Below are 12,853 nucleotides of genomic sequence, written 5' to 3'. Positions count from 1 at the left end.
ATCATAAGGATTCCTCTGCTGGTTGATTCCCAGCAGGATGGGTGGTAAGAGCAGGGGATCTCTGGATGGTGAGGAGCACTCCTGTGAGGATCAGGGCGGCCCCGAGGTAGCCCAGCGGCCCGAAGCGTTCCCCCCAGGCCAGGTAGGAGACGAGCGCCGCGACCACCGGCTCCACGGTGGCGACCACCGCCGCTCGCGTGGCCTCCAGCCGCCGCAGGCCGGCGTAGTAGGTGAGATAGGCCAGATACGTCGAGCCGATGGTGAGGAGCAGGACGGCGCCCCATGCGGGGAGGTTCGGCGTATGGAAGGAGACCAGGGGCAGCAGGGCAAGGGCCCCCACCGGCATGGCGTAAGCGAAAAGCGTCGAGGTTTCGTAGCGCGGAAGGTAGAGCTTCCCGAACAGATAATACAGGGCATACGTGAACCCGGCGGTCAATCCCCAGAGGATGCCGGTGAGGCTGACCCGCACGGCGCCCCCTTGAAAGCTGACCCCTGCCACCCCGAGCAGGGTGAGCATCAAAGCGGCCAGCTTGCGCGGTCCCATCGCCTCCTTCAGGAAGATCCGGGAGAGCAGGGCCACCCAGGCGGGGGCGGTGTAAAGCAAGACCGCGGCCATCGCCCCGCCGCTCGCCTGCACCGCGAACTGGAAGGAAGCGTAGAACAGGGCCACGCCGACGAGGCCGAAGGCCAGCACGGCCGGCAGATCCCGTCGGGCCACCCGGACCCGGCCGAGGCGGAGGGCGTGGAGGCCGAACAACAGGCCGGCGAGGGTCGCCCGCCAGAAGGCCACCTCCAGGGGCGTCCACCCGGAAGCGAAGGCCAGCCGGCTCAGCGGGCCGATCAGCCCCCACAGGCAAGCGGCGGCGAGGACGTAGAGATAACCGATCATCCGGAGGACTCCGGGGACGGGCTGGGATTCTGCGCAGGGCCGGCCGGGGCTGCCTCCCGGAGCCGGCGGGCGAGCTCCTCCCGCAACCAGGCCTCGATGTCCTCGACGCCGACGCGGCTCAGGTCGAACCACCGGATGCGAGGGTCTTCCAGCCGGAACCAGTTGTATTGATGGTGCACGAAGGCGCGGGTGGCGGATCGGATGCGGCGGATCGCCTCCTCCAGCGAGATCTCGCCCCGCAGATACGCCCCGATCTGCCGGTAGCCCAGGCCGGTCATGGCCGGAAGCTCCCACGGGTAGCGCTCGGCCAGGCGGCGCACCTCCTCGATCAGCCCCGCGGCGATCATGCGCTCCACCCGCTCGTCGATCCGCCGGTAGAGCTCCTCCCGGGGCCGCGTCAGGCCGATCATGATCGTGGCGTAAGGCGGCGGGCTCTTGCGCCGCTGGGCGGAGAAGGGCTGCCCGGTGCGGTAGCAGACCTCCAGGGCGCGGATCACCCGCCGCAGGTTGCGGGGATCGATCCGGGCCGCCGCCTCGGGGTCCAGCCGGCGCAGCTCTTCATACAGGGCTCCGGGCCCCTCCCGTTGCGCCCGTTCCTCCAGGGCCCGCCGCAGCGCGGGGTCCGGTGGGGCCGGAGGGATCTGCCAGCCCTCCACCACCGCCCAGACGTAGAGCCCGGTCCCCCCGACCAGGAAGGGCAATCGCCCCCGCCGGTGGATCTCCTCGATGGCGGCGTAGGCCATGCGCTGGTATTCGGCCAGGGTCAGGGGGCGGTCCGGGTCGGTGACATCGATCAGGTGATGGGGGACGCGGGCCCGCTCCTCCGGCGTGGGCTTGGCGGTGCCGATGTCCATCCCCCGGTAGATCTGGCGGGAGTCGGCGGAGACGATCTCGCCGTTCAGTCGCTCCGCCAGGATCAGCGCGACCTCGCTCTTCCCGACGGCGGTGGGCCCCACGATGGCCACCAGGGGGCGCAGCGGGGAGGGACGCTCCGTCATCCCCGATCCCTCAGAGGATCTCCGCGATGAGCCCGCCGAGCAGGGCGGTGAGCAGCCCCAGGTAGAGGAAGCAGTGCAACCCCGCCGCCAGGTCCAGGAGGGGGAGACCCGGAGCCAGACGGTGGAGGAGGACCATCAGGAAATCCAGGAGGATCAGGCCGACCCCGATGAGGATGGGCAGGCCCTTGTAGTGGGCCAGGAACTCGGCGGTGCGATCGATCCAGCGGTTCAGATCCGACATTCGGGCCCTCGCCGGATTCACCGCACGGGCTCTCGCGAGGCCCGTTCGGCTTCGGAGTGTTCCAGATAAGGGCGGAAGGCAGCCAGCAGCCGGGCGGGCAGCCGGCCCGAGAGGGTGACCTCGCTGTCGGTGTGGGCTTCCCACTCCACCATGCCCTGCTCATAGAACAGGGCGATGAGGTCCCCCCGGCTCAGGGGCAGCCGCACCCGCACCGGCGTGAGGCTCTGATAGAGGATCGCCTCCACCTTGCGCAGCAGGTCCTCCAGGCCGATGCCGTAGGCGGCGGAGATGGCCACGAAGTCGGGGTGCTCCGCGGCCAGGGCGCGGGCCTGCTCCGGGTCCGGAAGCCGGTCGATTTTGTTGAGGGCGGTGATCATCGGGATGTCCTGCACCCCGATCTCCCGCAGGGTGCGGATCACCACCCGGGCCTGTTGCCGGGCGTTGGGATGGGTGATGTCGAGGACGTGGAGGATCAGGTCGGCCTCGTTGATCTCCTCCAGGGTGGCCCGGAAGGCGGCCACCAGCGGGTGGGGGAGCTTCTGGATGAACCCGACGGTGTCGGTGAAGAGGGCGATGCCTCCCGCGGGGAGCTTCACCCGCCGCGTGGTGGGGTCCAGGGTGGCGAAGAGCTGGTCGGCCACCAGGACGTGGGCCCCGGAGACGGCGTTGAGGAGGGTGGACTTGCCGGCGTTGGTGTAGCCCACCAGGGCGACCACCGGGATCTGGGCGCGGCGTCGCCGCTCGCGGTAGCGCTGGCGGTGGGCCCGCACCTCCTCCAGCTCGCGCTTGAGGTGGGCGATGCGCTCCTTGATCCGCCGGCGGTCGATCTCCAGCTGCTTCTCGCCGGGCCCCCGCAGGCCCACCCCGCTGATCCCCCCGCGGCCGAAGGAGCCGCCGGCCTGCTGGGCCAGGTTCTGCCAGCGCCGGGTCAGCCGGGGCAGGCGATATTCATACTGGGCCAGCTCCACCTGGAGGGCCCCCTCCCGGGTGTGGGCGTGCTGGGCGAAGATGTCGAGGATCAGGGCCGTGCGGTCCAGCACCCGCACGTCATCGCCGAAGGCGTTCTCCAGGTTGCGTTGCTGGGAGGGGGAGAGCTCATCGTCGAAGATGACCATGTTGGCGTTCATGGCCCGGACCAGGGCGCGGACCTCCTCCACCTTCCCGGGCCCGATGTAGGTGGCGGGGTGGATCCGGCGCAGGCGCTGGACCGCCCGGCCGACGACCTCCACGCCGGCCGTGCGGGCCAGCTGCGCCAGCTCGTCCAGGGAGTCCTCCACGGGCAGCAGCCCCGGCTTCCCGTAGATCTCCGTGCCGACCAGCACGGCGCGATCGACCGGGGCCGTCGTCTCCCGGGTTTCTCGTCCGATCGGACACCTCCTTGTCCGCGGTTAGGGGCGCGGGGCGCCGGACCGACGTCCTTCCCGCCAGGCGGTCCAGAGCGCCCATCCGAAGACCAGGGCTTCGAACAGGGCGGCGGCGATGAGATAGGGCTCGTAGCTCATCCCTCACCCTCCCAGAGCCTGCTGGAAGGCCTGGATGCGGCGCGCGGCCTCCTCCAGGCGGGGGACCGGCTGGACCAGGGAGATCCGGATGTAGCCTTCGCCGGCCTCGCCGAACATGGCCCCGGGGGCGACGGAGACGCCGGTGGCCTCCAGCAATCGGGCGGCGTAATCGGCGCTGCGCCAGCCCTCGGGCAGCCGCGCCCACACATAAATCGTGGCACGGGGCCGCTCCGCCGTCAAGCCCGCGGCGTTCAGGGCGTCGACCATCACGTCCCGCCGCCGGGCGTATTCGGCGTTGCGCTCGGCCATCCACTCGTCGTCGTGGGTGAGGGCCACGGCCGCGGCCTCCTGGATGGGGCGGAAGTGCCCGGAGTCGATGTTGCTTTTGAGCCGGGCCAGGGTGCCCACCACCTCTGCGTTGCCCACCAGCATCCCCACGCGCCAGCCGGCCATGTTGTGGGACTTGGAGAGGGAGTAGAACTCCACGGCCACCTCTTTGGCCCCCGGGACGCTGAGGACGCTGGGGGCCCGGTAGCCGTCGAAGGCGACGTCGGCGTAGGGGTTATCGTAGGCGAGGAGCAGGTTGTGCCGGTGGGCGAAGGCCACCGCCTCCTTCAGGAACTCCAGGGTGGGGCAGGCGGCGGTGGGGTTGTTCGGGTAGTTCAGCCAGAGGATCTTCGCCCGGGCCAGGACCTCGGCGGGGATCTCGGAGAAATCCGGGAACCAGCCCCGCTCCCGCCGCAGCGGCATGTAGAAGACGTCGGCCCCGGCCGCCAGGGCCCCATCCGTGTAGGTGGGGTATCCCGGGGAGGGGACTAAAGCGATGTCCCCCGGGCCCAGGTAGGCCAGGCTCAGGTTGAAGATCCCCTCCTTGGAGCCGATGAGGATCAGGACCTCGCGGTCGGGGTCGAGCTCCACGCCGAAGCGGCGGGCGTAGAAGCGGGCCACCGCCTGGCGCAGGGCGGGGATCCCCCGGTAGCCCGCGTAGCCGTGGGCCCGGGGGTCCCGGGCGCTTCTCTCCATGGCTTCGAGGATGAAGGGCGGGGGGGCCATATCCGGGCTGCCGATGTCCAGGCGGATGACGTCGCGGCCCTCCGCCTGGAGCTCTGCGATCCGCCGCTCCAGGGCGGCGAAGGGATACGGCTTCAGGCGCTGCATGCGCTCCGAGGGGGCAGGCGGCATCTCCCTTCCACCTCCAGGGTTTCCCCTATTTTAATCCGCCGCGGGGATGGATGCGGAGCCGCTGCCTTTCCCGTGGCCCTTCAAACAGCCGGGCGCGGCCCGATTCCTCGAGCCGCGCCCGGGAAGCGCGCCCTCCCCGCCGCCAGCCTGGCCGCCCCAGGCGGCGCGAGGGTTTCCCCCCGCCCCGATGCTACTTCACCGGTTGCAGGACCGCCCAGGTGTCCCTCGTGGCCAGGTTCACGCCAACGTAGATGTCAACCCGGTAGAGGTTGTTCACAACCAGGCCGAGGGCCTTGCTGTCCAGGTTGTAGATCCAGAACCCCCCGCCCGGCACCGAGCTGTCGGTGGTCCACCGGAAGCGGTTCGTCCCGGCGCTCGACTGACCGGCGTCCGCGTATTCCTCAACCGGGTCAGAGTTCCCGCTACCAGACGTCTTCGAGACCTTAATGGTGACCTCCGTCGTCGGATCGTTCACGTAGGACGCGCGGCAGACGTCGAAGATAGTGGCCTTCACCGGGACGACGCGGCCGTTCTTCATCGTGTTCACGATGAGACCGCTCGGCGAGGAGTCATCGAACGGGGGCAGGAAGTCCACCGCGTAGACCTGCTTGACCGTGATGGACCCGTTCGCCTCCCCCACGCCACCGTCCTTGTCCGTGACCTTCACTGTGACCGTGTAGGTCCCGGGGAGCGTGTAGGCGTGGGTGACGGTCTGTGTAACTTGGGTATTGAAGGAGAACGAGTCCGTGTTCCCATCCCCCCAGCTGATCTCGACGCTCCACGGGCTATCGTTCACGCCGGGGTCGCTGAACGAGAACCTCAGCGTCGCCTCCTTCCGGCAGTCGACCGTTTGGTCTAGGGATACGATGGAGACGGCCGGCGGGACGTTGTTCACCTGGACGGTTTGGAGGTAAGTCGAAGAACCATCGTCTTTGTCGAAGATGCGGCCGGCCACTATGAAGCTTCCGTTGTCCTGGAAGAGGCAGGAGGCGCTGGCCGAGTCGCCAGCGTCGTCATAGGAAGTGGGAAGGTTGTTCACATTTCCGTCACAGGCGAAGGCGTAGTGGAAGCCGGCCTCTGTATCCGCTGTGCTGGGGTCAAAGGCGTTTGTGAACGCAAGGGTGCTGGAGCTCCCTTCATCGATGGGGCTGGTGGCGGTGAAGGTGGCCACCGGCGGGACGTTGTTCACGATCAGCTGGAAGCTCGCGCTCCCAGTGCCGCCCTTGCCATCATCCGCCGTGATGGTCACCTCCTGGCTCTGGGCGGGCCCGTCGGTCGTCTGGAACGACCAGCTCCATGTCCCGGCATCGGCGGTCACCTGGCCGACCGAGGCCGAGAGGCTCACCGGGTCCTCGTCGGGGTCGCTATACGTCCCCGTGTTGGTTGCGAGAGCCCCCTCATCGACCGTCACCGTTGCATGGTCAACCGTAACCGTCGGGTCCCGGTTCGCCGGAGCCTGGACGGTCAGCTTAAAGCGCAGCTTGGGAGGGTCTGGATCCTTGACGTCTCCTGGTGTACCTGCGCTGACCTCCTTGACTAAGGCGAGCTCGTAGGTGTAGGAACCCGGCGCTGTTGGGGCCACGATGGTCACGGTCTGCGTCTGATCCAGTCGCGGGGCCGGCGACGGGCAGTTAGAGCCGTCGTTTGGCCAGGTGTTCGGGATGTTGAAGACGACGTCGGGCATCGTGATCGAGCCACCCGGTGGGGCCGAGGACGCTGGTCCCTGGCGCACGATCACCGTCGTGCCCGGGTCGGCGTGCCTCTTCGTGTCGCAGACGAGCGAGACGCCAATCGTTTGGTAGATCATGGCACCGGGGCTCACCGTGCCGAGGTTAACCTCCGTCTGCACACCGACAGCGACGATGTCACCGTCGTAGATCAGCGTATCCGCTATCGCGGCAGCAGCGCCCCCGATCAGGGCAATCACGGTGAGGAGCGCGACCCACGCCGCTCGGAGACGTGGGGACCTCCGCCGGGGGCGGGACCCGTAATCCAACGCTCCAGGGTTCAGGTGACCGTTCATCTCTCACCTCCTGTTCGTTTCCTGGAAGACAGAGCGCTTTTCCATGCTCGGAAACCGCGGGAGCGCCGGACAAAGTTGCGTATAAAAATTCTTACCTGGGTAAGAAATGCGTAAAAAGCCGCAAATCGGTGCGTTCTGGAGGCGGAAAACGCCGGGGAAAGGATAGGACTTTGGTCAGGGGGTCTGGGGGGATGGGGATGCCGGCCGGCGCGCGCGCAGCCGGTCCACCGTCTGGGGGGGAACGGGGAGAGATCCGAGGAGGATGCGGCCGTCGGGGGTGGGGCCGTGGAAGTCGCTGCCGCCGGTGGGGACCAGGTCGTAGATCCGGGCGATCTCCGTCAGCCGGGCGATGTCGGCCTCGGAGTGGTCCGGATGGTAGACCTCCAGGCCGGCCAGCCCGGCCTCCCACAGCCCCCGGAGATCCCGGGGGAGGCCGGAGCGGCCCGGGTGGGCCAGGACCGCCACCCCCCCGGCGGCCCGGATCCGCGCGATGACCTCCCGGGGATCCACAGGCCGCCGGGGCACGTAGGCCGGGCGATCCCGTCCCAGGTAACGGCGGAAGGCCTCCGCCTCGTCGGCCACGTAGCCCTGTTCCACCATCGCCCGGGCCAGATGCGGGCGCCCCAGCACGTCCCCCCGGGCCAGCTCCAGCACCCGCTCCCAGGGGACCGGCAGTCCCAGCCGGGCCAGGCGCTCGGCCATTGCCCGGATCCGCTCCACCCGCTCCGCCTGCATGGCCTCCAGCATGCGGAGCAGCTCCGGGTGGAGGGGGTCGATGAAGTAGCCCAGCAGGTCGATCTCCTCCTCCGGGCCGCCGACGCTGATCTCGACGCCGGGGATCACCTCCAGGGGGGTGCCGCGGGCATGGGCCGCCGCCTCGAGGACGCCCTGGGTGGTCTCATGGTCGGTGATGGCCAGGTATCGGAGGCCGCGCGAGAGGGCCTCCTGCACCACCCGGGCGGGGGTCCACAGGCCATCCGAGGCGGTGGTGTGGACGTGGAGGTCGAGGCGGACGCTCATCGCTTTTCGATGACGAAGCGGATGGCCGTCCGCTCCTGGTCGTTGATCTTGACGTCGGTGAACTCGGGGATGCAGACGATGTCGATGCCATCCTGGGCGAGGTAGGTGCGGGCGATGCAGATGGCCTTGACGGCCTGGTTGACGGCCCCGGCCCCGATGGCCTGCACCTCCGCCCGCCCGCGCTCCCGGATGACACCTGCGATGGCGCCGGCCACGGCTGTGGTGCGCGACTTGGCAGCAACCTTAATGGTATCCATGGTCTCCCTCCGTGGGGCTGAAGGATGGCGATGGGAAACCGCGGCCTGTGGTGAGGGATGCGCTTTCCGGTTGAGCGGCAGACCTCCTCTCGTGGATTCAGGGCAACGGAGGGAGCGACCCGCCGTTGCGGCCGGTTTGGGGAATATTATAACCCGGAGCGCCGCCACGGGGCGCAGGGCTGGAGGGCGCGGAGGGCGCGGCGCCGCCCTCAGCGGGAGAGCCGCCGGACGATGCGCCCCCGGCTCAGGTCGTAGGGGGAGAGCTCCACCAGCACCCGGTCCCCCAGGAGCACGCGGATGTAATACATCCGCATCCGGCCGGAGAGGTGGGCCAGCACCTCGTGGCCGTTGTCCAGGCGGACCTTGAACATCGTGTTCGGAAGGGTCTCCACCACCGTCCCTTCCACCTGGATGACATCCTTGGCCTTCTCGCCGCCTTTCGCCATCGAGCCTCCCGGGGCTTCGAGGATGGTCCCTTCGGACGCGATGATCCATCCTAGGACTTACGCAGTTGCCTGCGTATTCCGGTCGTGGCCTTGGGTTTTTAACCCGAGGCCAGAGGACCGGCCACCGGGGTCGCCCACCGACCCCTGCCTCGAAGGCCCAAGCCCTCGAGGAATTCCACCCCCCTGCGGGCGATGTTCACCGCCGCCGCCTCGTGACGGCCCATCCTCGCCCCGCAAGGGCACGCCAAGGCGTGTCCCCTTAGCCTTTCACCCACCTTGCCGCATACCGGACACGACCGGGACGTGTTCTGCGGATCCACCCAAATCACCGGAACGCCGTAGAATCTTGCCTTGTGAACCAGAATGCGATGGAAAGTCATAATGCTCCAGAAATTGAGCAGACGCTGCCGCATCCTCCTGGACTTTCCCTTCCCGATCCGCTCCTTCATCCCCTTCAGATCCTCCAGCACCAGGGCCGCCCGCATCCCCAGCGCCCAGGCGATCAAGGCCAGGGCCAGATGATGCCAGAAGTTCTCCGTCTTCTCCCGGCGAATCCTTCGATGCTTGGAGGCGATCTTCTTTTTGGCCTTTGGGTTGTGCTTCCCTCTCGTCCCTTTGATCTCGCGCCGCAGATGGTCCCGGTTGACCTTCCCCACATACCGGGTGTCGATCTCCCGGATCTCGCCGGTGGAGGTCACGAAGGCCGTGAGGTTACCTTCATTGCTGTCGATCCCGATCACCCCCTCCGGCTTATAGGGGATGGGGTCGGGGAACTTCAAGGGGATGGAGAGGGAATGGGCCGTGAGCGTCGGCTCCCCCATCCGCGCCCGCCCCGCCTTCCACTCGTCCAGCAGCCGGCGATACTGGTGATGAGGGCGGAAGGTGAGGACGATGGGCTCCGGATCCCGGGGGGAGACCGGAATCGTGACGGTCAGGGTCTCGCCATCCCATTCGATCTTCACCGTCTGCCGGACCAGATAGATCGAGGGGCGCCGGATCTCCGGCCGGTCCGCCCGGGTTTTCCCCTTCCGCTGCTGGTTTCGGAAGCCGTGGACGATCCGGGCGCCGGATCGGATCGCCCCGTAGATGAGGTTGGAGTGGAGATCCGGATGCTGCGCGCGCAGGGAGGGGTAGAGGGCCTGGATGAGGGTGAAGGTGGCGGTTTTGCCGTTTTCCAGGGCGTAGTCGACGGCCTGTCGCTGGATGTCGGCGCAGGCCTCCATCAGGGCGCGGATTTTGGGATGCTCCTCGAATCGGAACCGCAGGCAGACCGTCGGCATCGTCGCTGCCTCCATCATGATGATAGCCCCGTCCGCCGCGTGAAGAGAAGGACGCATCCAACTGCGTAACTCCTACATCCATAATTTTAGCGGGGATCCGGAGGGGAGAGAATCCGCGCGGACTCCTCCTCATCGCCCCTGCAGCCGCATCCACCAGGCCTGCCAGGGGAGGGGAGTGGGGGTAGGGGTGGGAGGAGATGGCGGAGGAGAGGCCGGCGGGGTCCACGGTAGGCGGTAGGGGGTTTCATGGGGGCGGACCATCCCGGCCTCCAGGCGGGCCCAGCGGGCGACGAACTCCTCGCTCCGGACGTAGCGGGCCTGTTCGGCCAGGCGGGTCGCCCGCGCCTGTTCGGTGGCAATGGCCGCGCGCAGGCGCTCCGCTCGCTCCACCCGCTGCCGGTAGAGCTCCAGGTTCCCCCAGGCGGTGTGGGCCAGGGCGAGCAGGGCGGCCAGCACGAAGAGGCGGACCCCCCAGCGCCATATCCGATCCAGCCAGCGGCGCATCAGCGCTTCCTCGCTTCGAGGTCGAGCGGGTGCCTCCCCGAACAAAAAGCCCGGAGGCGGGAGCGGCCTCCGGGCAGTGCCGGGGGCGGGATTTGAACCCGCACGGGCGCATGCCCACCACGCCCTGAACGTGGCGCGTCTGCCAGTTCCGCCACCCCGGCGTTTCGTTTTCAATTCTACCAGGGCCGTCTGGGATGTCAAATCCGCCGGGGCGGCGGCTTCATCCTCCGGGAGCTCCCTCACCGAACGCCGGCCGGGGCGAGGGCGCGCTCCTGAGCGTCCAGGGCGGCGATGGCGGCGATGAAGACGATGTCCTGGACCTCGTCGCCGGTCTGGAGGACGTGGACGGGCTTGCCCATCCCCAGAAGGATCGGCCCGATGGCCTGGGCGTTCCCCAGGCGCTGCAGCAGCTTATACGAGACGTTCGCCGCCTCCAGGTCCGGGAAGACCAGCACGTTGGCGTCCTTCACCCGGCTGAAGGGGTAGCGCTCCTCGATGATCTCCGGCACCACTGCCGTGTCGGCCTGCATCTCCCCGTCGATCAGAATGTCCGGCCGCCGCTGGCGCACGATCTCCACGGCCTGGCGCACCTTCTCGGAGAGCGGGTGGCGGGTGCTGCCGAAGTTGGAGAAGGAGAGCATGGCCACCCGCGGCTCGATGTCGAAGCGCCGGGCGAAGTCGGCCGCCATGATGGCGATCTCCGCCAGGTCCTCGGCCGTGGGCTCGATGTTCACCGTGGCGTCGGTGAAGAAGTAGACCTTCTCCTTCACGATCATGATGTAAAGCCCGGCGACCTTGCGCATGCCCTCCCGGACCCCCACGACCTGGAGGGCGGGGCGGATGACGGCGGGGTAGTCGTAGGTGAGGCCGGAGATGAAGGCGTCGGCGTCCCCCATCTCGACCATCATGGGCCCGAAGTAGTTGGGCTCCAGCATCAGCGTGCGGGCCAGGGGGAGGGTGACGCCTTTGCGCTGCCGCTTCTCGTAGAGGCGCTGGGCATATTCCTCCAGCCGCGGGAACTCGGGCGGGTAGACGATCTCCGGCTGGCAGCGCAGCCCCAGCTCCTCGATGCGCCGGCGGATGACCTCGGGGCGCCCGATGAGGATGGGCCGGCCGATCCCCTCCTCCTGGATCAGGGCGGCGGCCCGCAGGATCTTGGGCTCCTCGCCCTCCCCGAAGGCGATGCGCTTGGGGGCCGCCTTCGCCTTGTTGATGATGAAGCGCATCACCTGGGTGCCCTTGCCCAGCCGGGCGGCCAGCCGCTCCCGGTATTCCTCGATATCGATGTGGATCCGCGCCACGCCGGTCTCCATGGCCGCCTGGGCGACCGCCGGCGCCTCCCAGAGCATCACCCGCGGGTCCAGCGGCTTGGGGATGATGTAGTCCGGCCCGAAGCGCAGCGTCTCCAGCCCGTAGGCCTTCAGCACGCTGTCCGGCACGTCCTCGCGGGCCAGGGCGGCCAGGGCCCGGGCCGCGGCCAGCTTCATCTCATCGTTGATCGCCCGCGCCCGCACGTCCAGGGCCCCGCGGAAGATGAAGGGGAAGCCCAGCACGTTGTTGACCTGGTTGGGGTAGTCGCTGCGGCCGGTGGCCACGATGGCGTCGGGGCGGACCTCCTTGGCCAGCTCGTAGCGGATCTCCGGGTCCGGGTTGGCCAGGGCGAAGATGATGGGCCGCTCGGCCATGGATTTCACCATCTCCGGGGTGAGCACGTCCGCCACCGAGAGGCCCAGGAAGACGTCGGCCCCCCGGATGGCCTCGGCGAGGGTGCGGGCCTCGGTGTCGGCGGCGAAGCGCTCCTTGTAGGGGTTCATCCCCTCCTTGCGGCCCTTGTAGATCACCCCCTTCGTGTCCAGCATGATGAGGTTCTCCTTACGCACCCCCAGCTTCACCCAGAGATCGGCGCAGGCGATGCCGGAGGCCCCCGCGCCGTTGATGACCACCTTGATCTCGTCGATGCGCTTGCCGACCAGCTCGAGGGCGTTGAGCAGGGCCGCCGCGGAGATCACCGCCGTCCCGTGCTGGTCGTCGTGGAAGACCGGGATATCCAGGGTGGCCCGTAGGGTCTCCTCGATGTAGAAGCACTCGGGCGCCTTGATGTCCTCCAGGTTGATCCCCCCGAAGGTGGGGGCGATGGCCTGCACCACCCGGATGAACTCGTCGGGATCCCGGGTGTTCACCTCGATGTCGATGGCGTCCACGTCGGCGAACTTCTTGAAGAGCACCGCCTTGCCTTCCATCACGGGCTTGGAGGTCAGGGCCCCCCGATCCCCCAGGCCCAGGATGGCGGTGCCGTTGGAGATCACCGCCACCAGGTTCCCCTTGATGGTGTATTCATAGGCCAGGTCCGGGTCTTTCTCGATCTCCAGGACCGGATACGCCACGCCCGGGCTGTAGGCCAGGGAGAGGTCCCGCTGGGTGATCATGGGCTTGGTGGGGACGATCTCCAGCTTGCCCGGACGGCCTTTGCGGTGGTATTCCAGAGCGTCTTCCCGGAGCATGGGAGCCTCC

The 12,853-nt window shown here is 68.4% G+C and carries 12 protein-coding genes and 1 tRNA gene; all 13 read right to left on the bottom strand.

Annotation, left to right across the window (positions count from 1 at the left end):
- Position 1: 1 nt before the first annotated feature.
- The 13 genes from KNN16_RS06895 to KNN16_RS06835 all read right to left on the bottom strand — a co-directional run bounded on the left by KNN16_RS06895 (position 2) and on the right by KNN16_RS06835 (position 12,843).
- Entirely contained in the window at positions 2-889 is an 888-nt protein-coding gene (locus KNN16_RS06895; protein WP_303900301.1) for a DMT family transporter, read from the bottom strand.
- The gene (gene miaA / locus KNN16_RS06890; RefSeq protein WP_303900299.1) at positions 886-1,887 is read right to left on the bottom strand and encodes a tRNA (adenosine(37)-N6)-dimethylallyltransferase MiaA; all 1,002 of its coding nucleotides are present in this window, start codon (positions 1,885-1,887) and stop codon (positions 886-888) included. The genes KNN16_RS06895 and miaA overlap by 4 nt, the downstream gene beginning before the upstream one ends.
- A 10-nt stretch (positions 1,888-1,897) precedes the next feature.
- A complete protein-coding gene (locus KNN16_RS06885; RefSeq protein WP_303900297.1) occupies positions 1,898-2,128 on the bottom strand; it encodes a hypothetical protein in 231 nt (76 codons plus the stop codon).
- 17 nt (positions 2,129-2,145) lie between these two features.
- A complete protein-coding gene (gene hflX / locus KNN16_RS06880; RefSeq protein WP_303900295.1) occupies positions 2,146-3,450 on the bottom strand; it encodes a GTPase HflX in 1,305 nt (434 codons plus the stop codon).
- 183 nt (positions 3,451-3,633) lie between these two features.
- On the bottom strand, positions 3,634-4,812 hold the full coding sequence (locus KNN16_RS06875; RefSeq protein WP_299288128.1) for an aminotransferase class I/II-fold pyridoxal phosphate-dependent enzyme: 1,179 nt from the start codon (positions 4,810-4,812) through the stop codon (positions 3,634-3,636).
- A gap of 190 nt (positions 4,813-5,002) precedes the next feature.
- Entirely contained in the window at positions 5,003-6,835 is a 1,833-nt protein-coding gene (locus KNN16_RS06870) for a PKD domain-containing protein (protein ID WP_303900292.1), read from the bottom strand.
- Positions 6,836-7,009: 174 nt separating this feature from the next.
- Entirely contained in the window at positions 7,010-7,855 is an 846-nt protein-coding gene (locus tag KNN16_RS06865; RefSeq protein ID WP_303900289.1) for a PHP domain-containing protein, read from the bottom strand.
- The gene (locus KNN16_RS06860; protein ID WP_088572069.1) at positions 7,852-8,112 is read right to left on the bottom strand and encodes a stage V sporulation protein S; all 261 of its coding nucleotides are present in this window, start codon (positions 8,110-8,112) and stop codon (positions 7,852-7,854) included. The genes KNN16_RS06865 and KNN16_RS06860 overlap by 4 nt, the downstream gene beginning before the upstream one ends.
- Positions 8,113-8,321: 209 nt before the next feature.
- On the bottom strand, positions 8,322-8,558 hold the full coding sequence (infA, locus tag KNN16_RS06855) for a translation initiation factor IF-1 (protein ID WP_088572070.1): 237 nt from the start codon (positions 8,556-8,558) through the stop codon (positions 8,322-8,324).
- A gap of 98 nt (positions 8,559-8,656) precedes the next feature.
- Complete coding sequence (locus tag KNN16_RS06850; protein ID WP_303900285.1) at positions 8,657-9,838, bottom strand: transposase; 1,182 nt, start codon at positions 9,836-9,838, stop codon at positions 8,657-8,659.
- A gap of 129 nt (positions 9,839-9,967) precedes the next feature.
- Complete coding sequence (locus KNN16_RS06845) at positions 9,968-10,342, bottom strand: septum formation initiator family protein (RefSeq protein WP_303900284.1); 375 nt, start codon at positions 10,340-10,342, stop codon at positions 9,968-9,970.
- Between the two features lie 77 nt (positions 10,343-10,419).
- Positions 10,420-10,503: transfer RNA gene (locus KNN16_RS06840), tRNA-Leu, on the bottom strand.
- Positions 10,504-10,581: 78 nt separating this feature from the next.
- A complete protein-coding gene (locus tag KNN16_RS06835) occupies positions 10,582-12,843 on the bottom strand; it encodes an NADP-dependent malic enzyme (protein ID WP_303900282.1) in 2,262 nt (753 codons plus the stop codon).
- Positions 12,844-12,853: the final 10 nt, after the last annotated feature.

Origin of the sequence: Thermoflexus hugenholtzii (assembly GCF_018771565.1) — a bacterium.
Classification (GTDB): domain Bacteria; phylum Chloroflexota; class Anaerolineae; order Thermoflexales; family Thermoflexaceae; genus Thermoflexus; species Thermoflexus hugenholtzii_A.
Note: the sequence above shows the minus strand (reverse complement) of the source record. Positions and strands in the feature narration are given on the sequence as shown.

Bases quoted from the DNA above. Each gene is read 5' to 3' on its own strand.
- KNN16_RS06860 (WP_088572069.1), bottom strand. From the start codon at position 8,112: ATGGATACCATTAAGGTTGCTGCCAAGTCGCGCACCACAGCCGTGGCC.
- KNN16_RS06875 (WP_299288128.1), bottom strand. From the start codon at position 4,812: ATGCCGCCTGCCCCCTCGGAGCGCATGCAGCGCCTGAAGCCGTATCCC.
- KNN16_RS06850 (WP_303900285.1), bottom strand. From the start codon at position 9,838: ATGCCGACGGTCTGCCTGCGGTTCCGATTCGAGGAGCATCCCAAAATC.
- infA (WP_088572070.1), bottom strand. From the start codon at position 8,558: ATGGCGAAAGGCGGCGAGAAGGCCAAGGATGTCATCCAGGTGGAAGGG.
- miaA (WP_303900299.1), bottom strand. From the start codon at position 1,887: ATGACGGAGCGTCCCTCCCCGCTGCGCCCCCTGGTGGCCATCGTGGGG.
- KNN16_RS06845 (WP_303900284.1), bottom strand. From the start codon at position 10,342: ATGCGCCGCTGGCTGGATCGGATATGGCGCTGGGGGGTCCGCCTCTTC.
- KNN16_RS06895 (WP_303900301.1), bottom strand. From the start codon at position 889: ATGATCGGTTATCTCTACGTCCTCGCCGCCGCTTGCCTGTGGGGGCTG.
- KNN16_RS06835 (WP_303900282.1), bottom strand. From the start codon at position 12,843: ATGCTCCGGGAAGACGCTCTGGAATACCACCGCAAAGGCCGTCCGGGC.
- KNN16_RS06865 (WP_303900289.1), bottom strand. From the start codon at position 7,855: ATGAGCGTCCGCCTCGACCTCCACGTCCACACCACCGCCTCGGATGGC.
- KNN16_RS06870 (WP_303900292.1), bottom strand. From the start codon at position 6,835: ATGAACGGTCACCTGAACCCTGGAGCGTTGGATTACGGGTCCCGCCCC.
- KNN16_RS06885 (WP_303900297.1), bottom strand. From the start codon at position 2,128: ATGTCGGATCTGAACCGCTGGATCGATCGCACCGCCGAGTTCCTGGCC.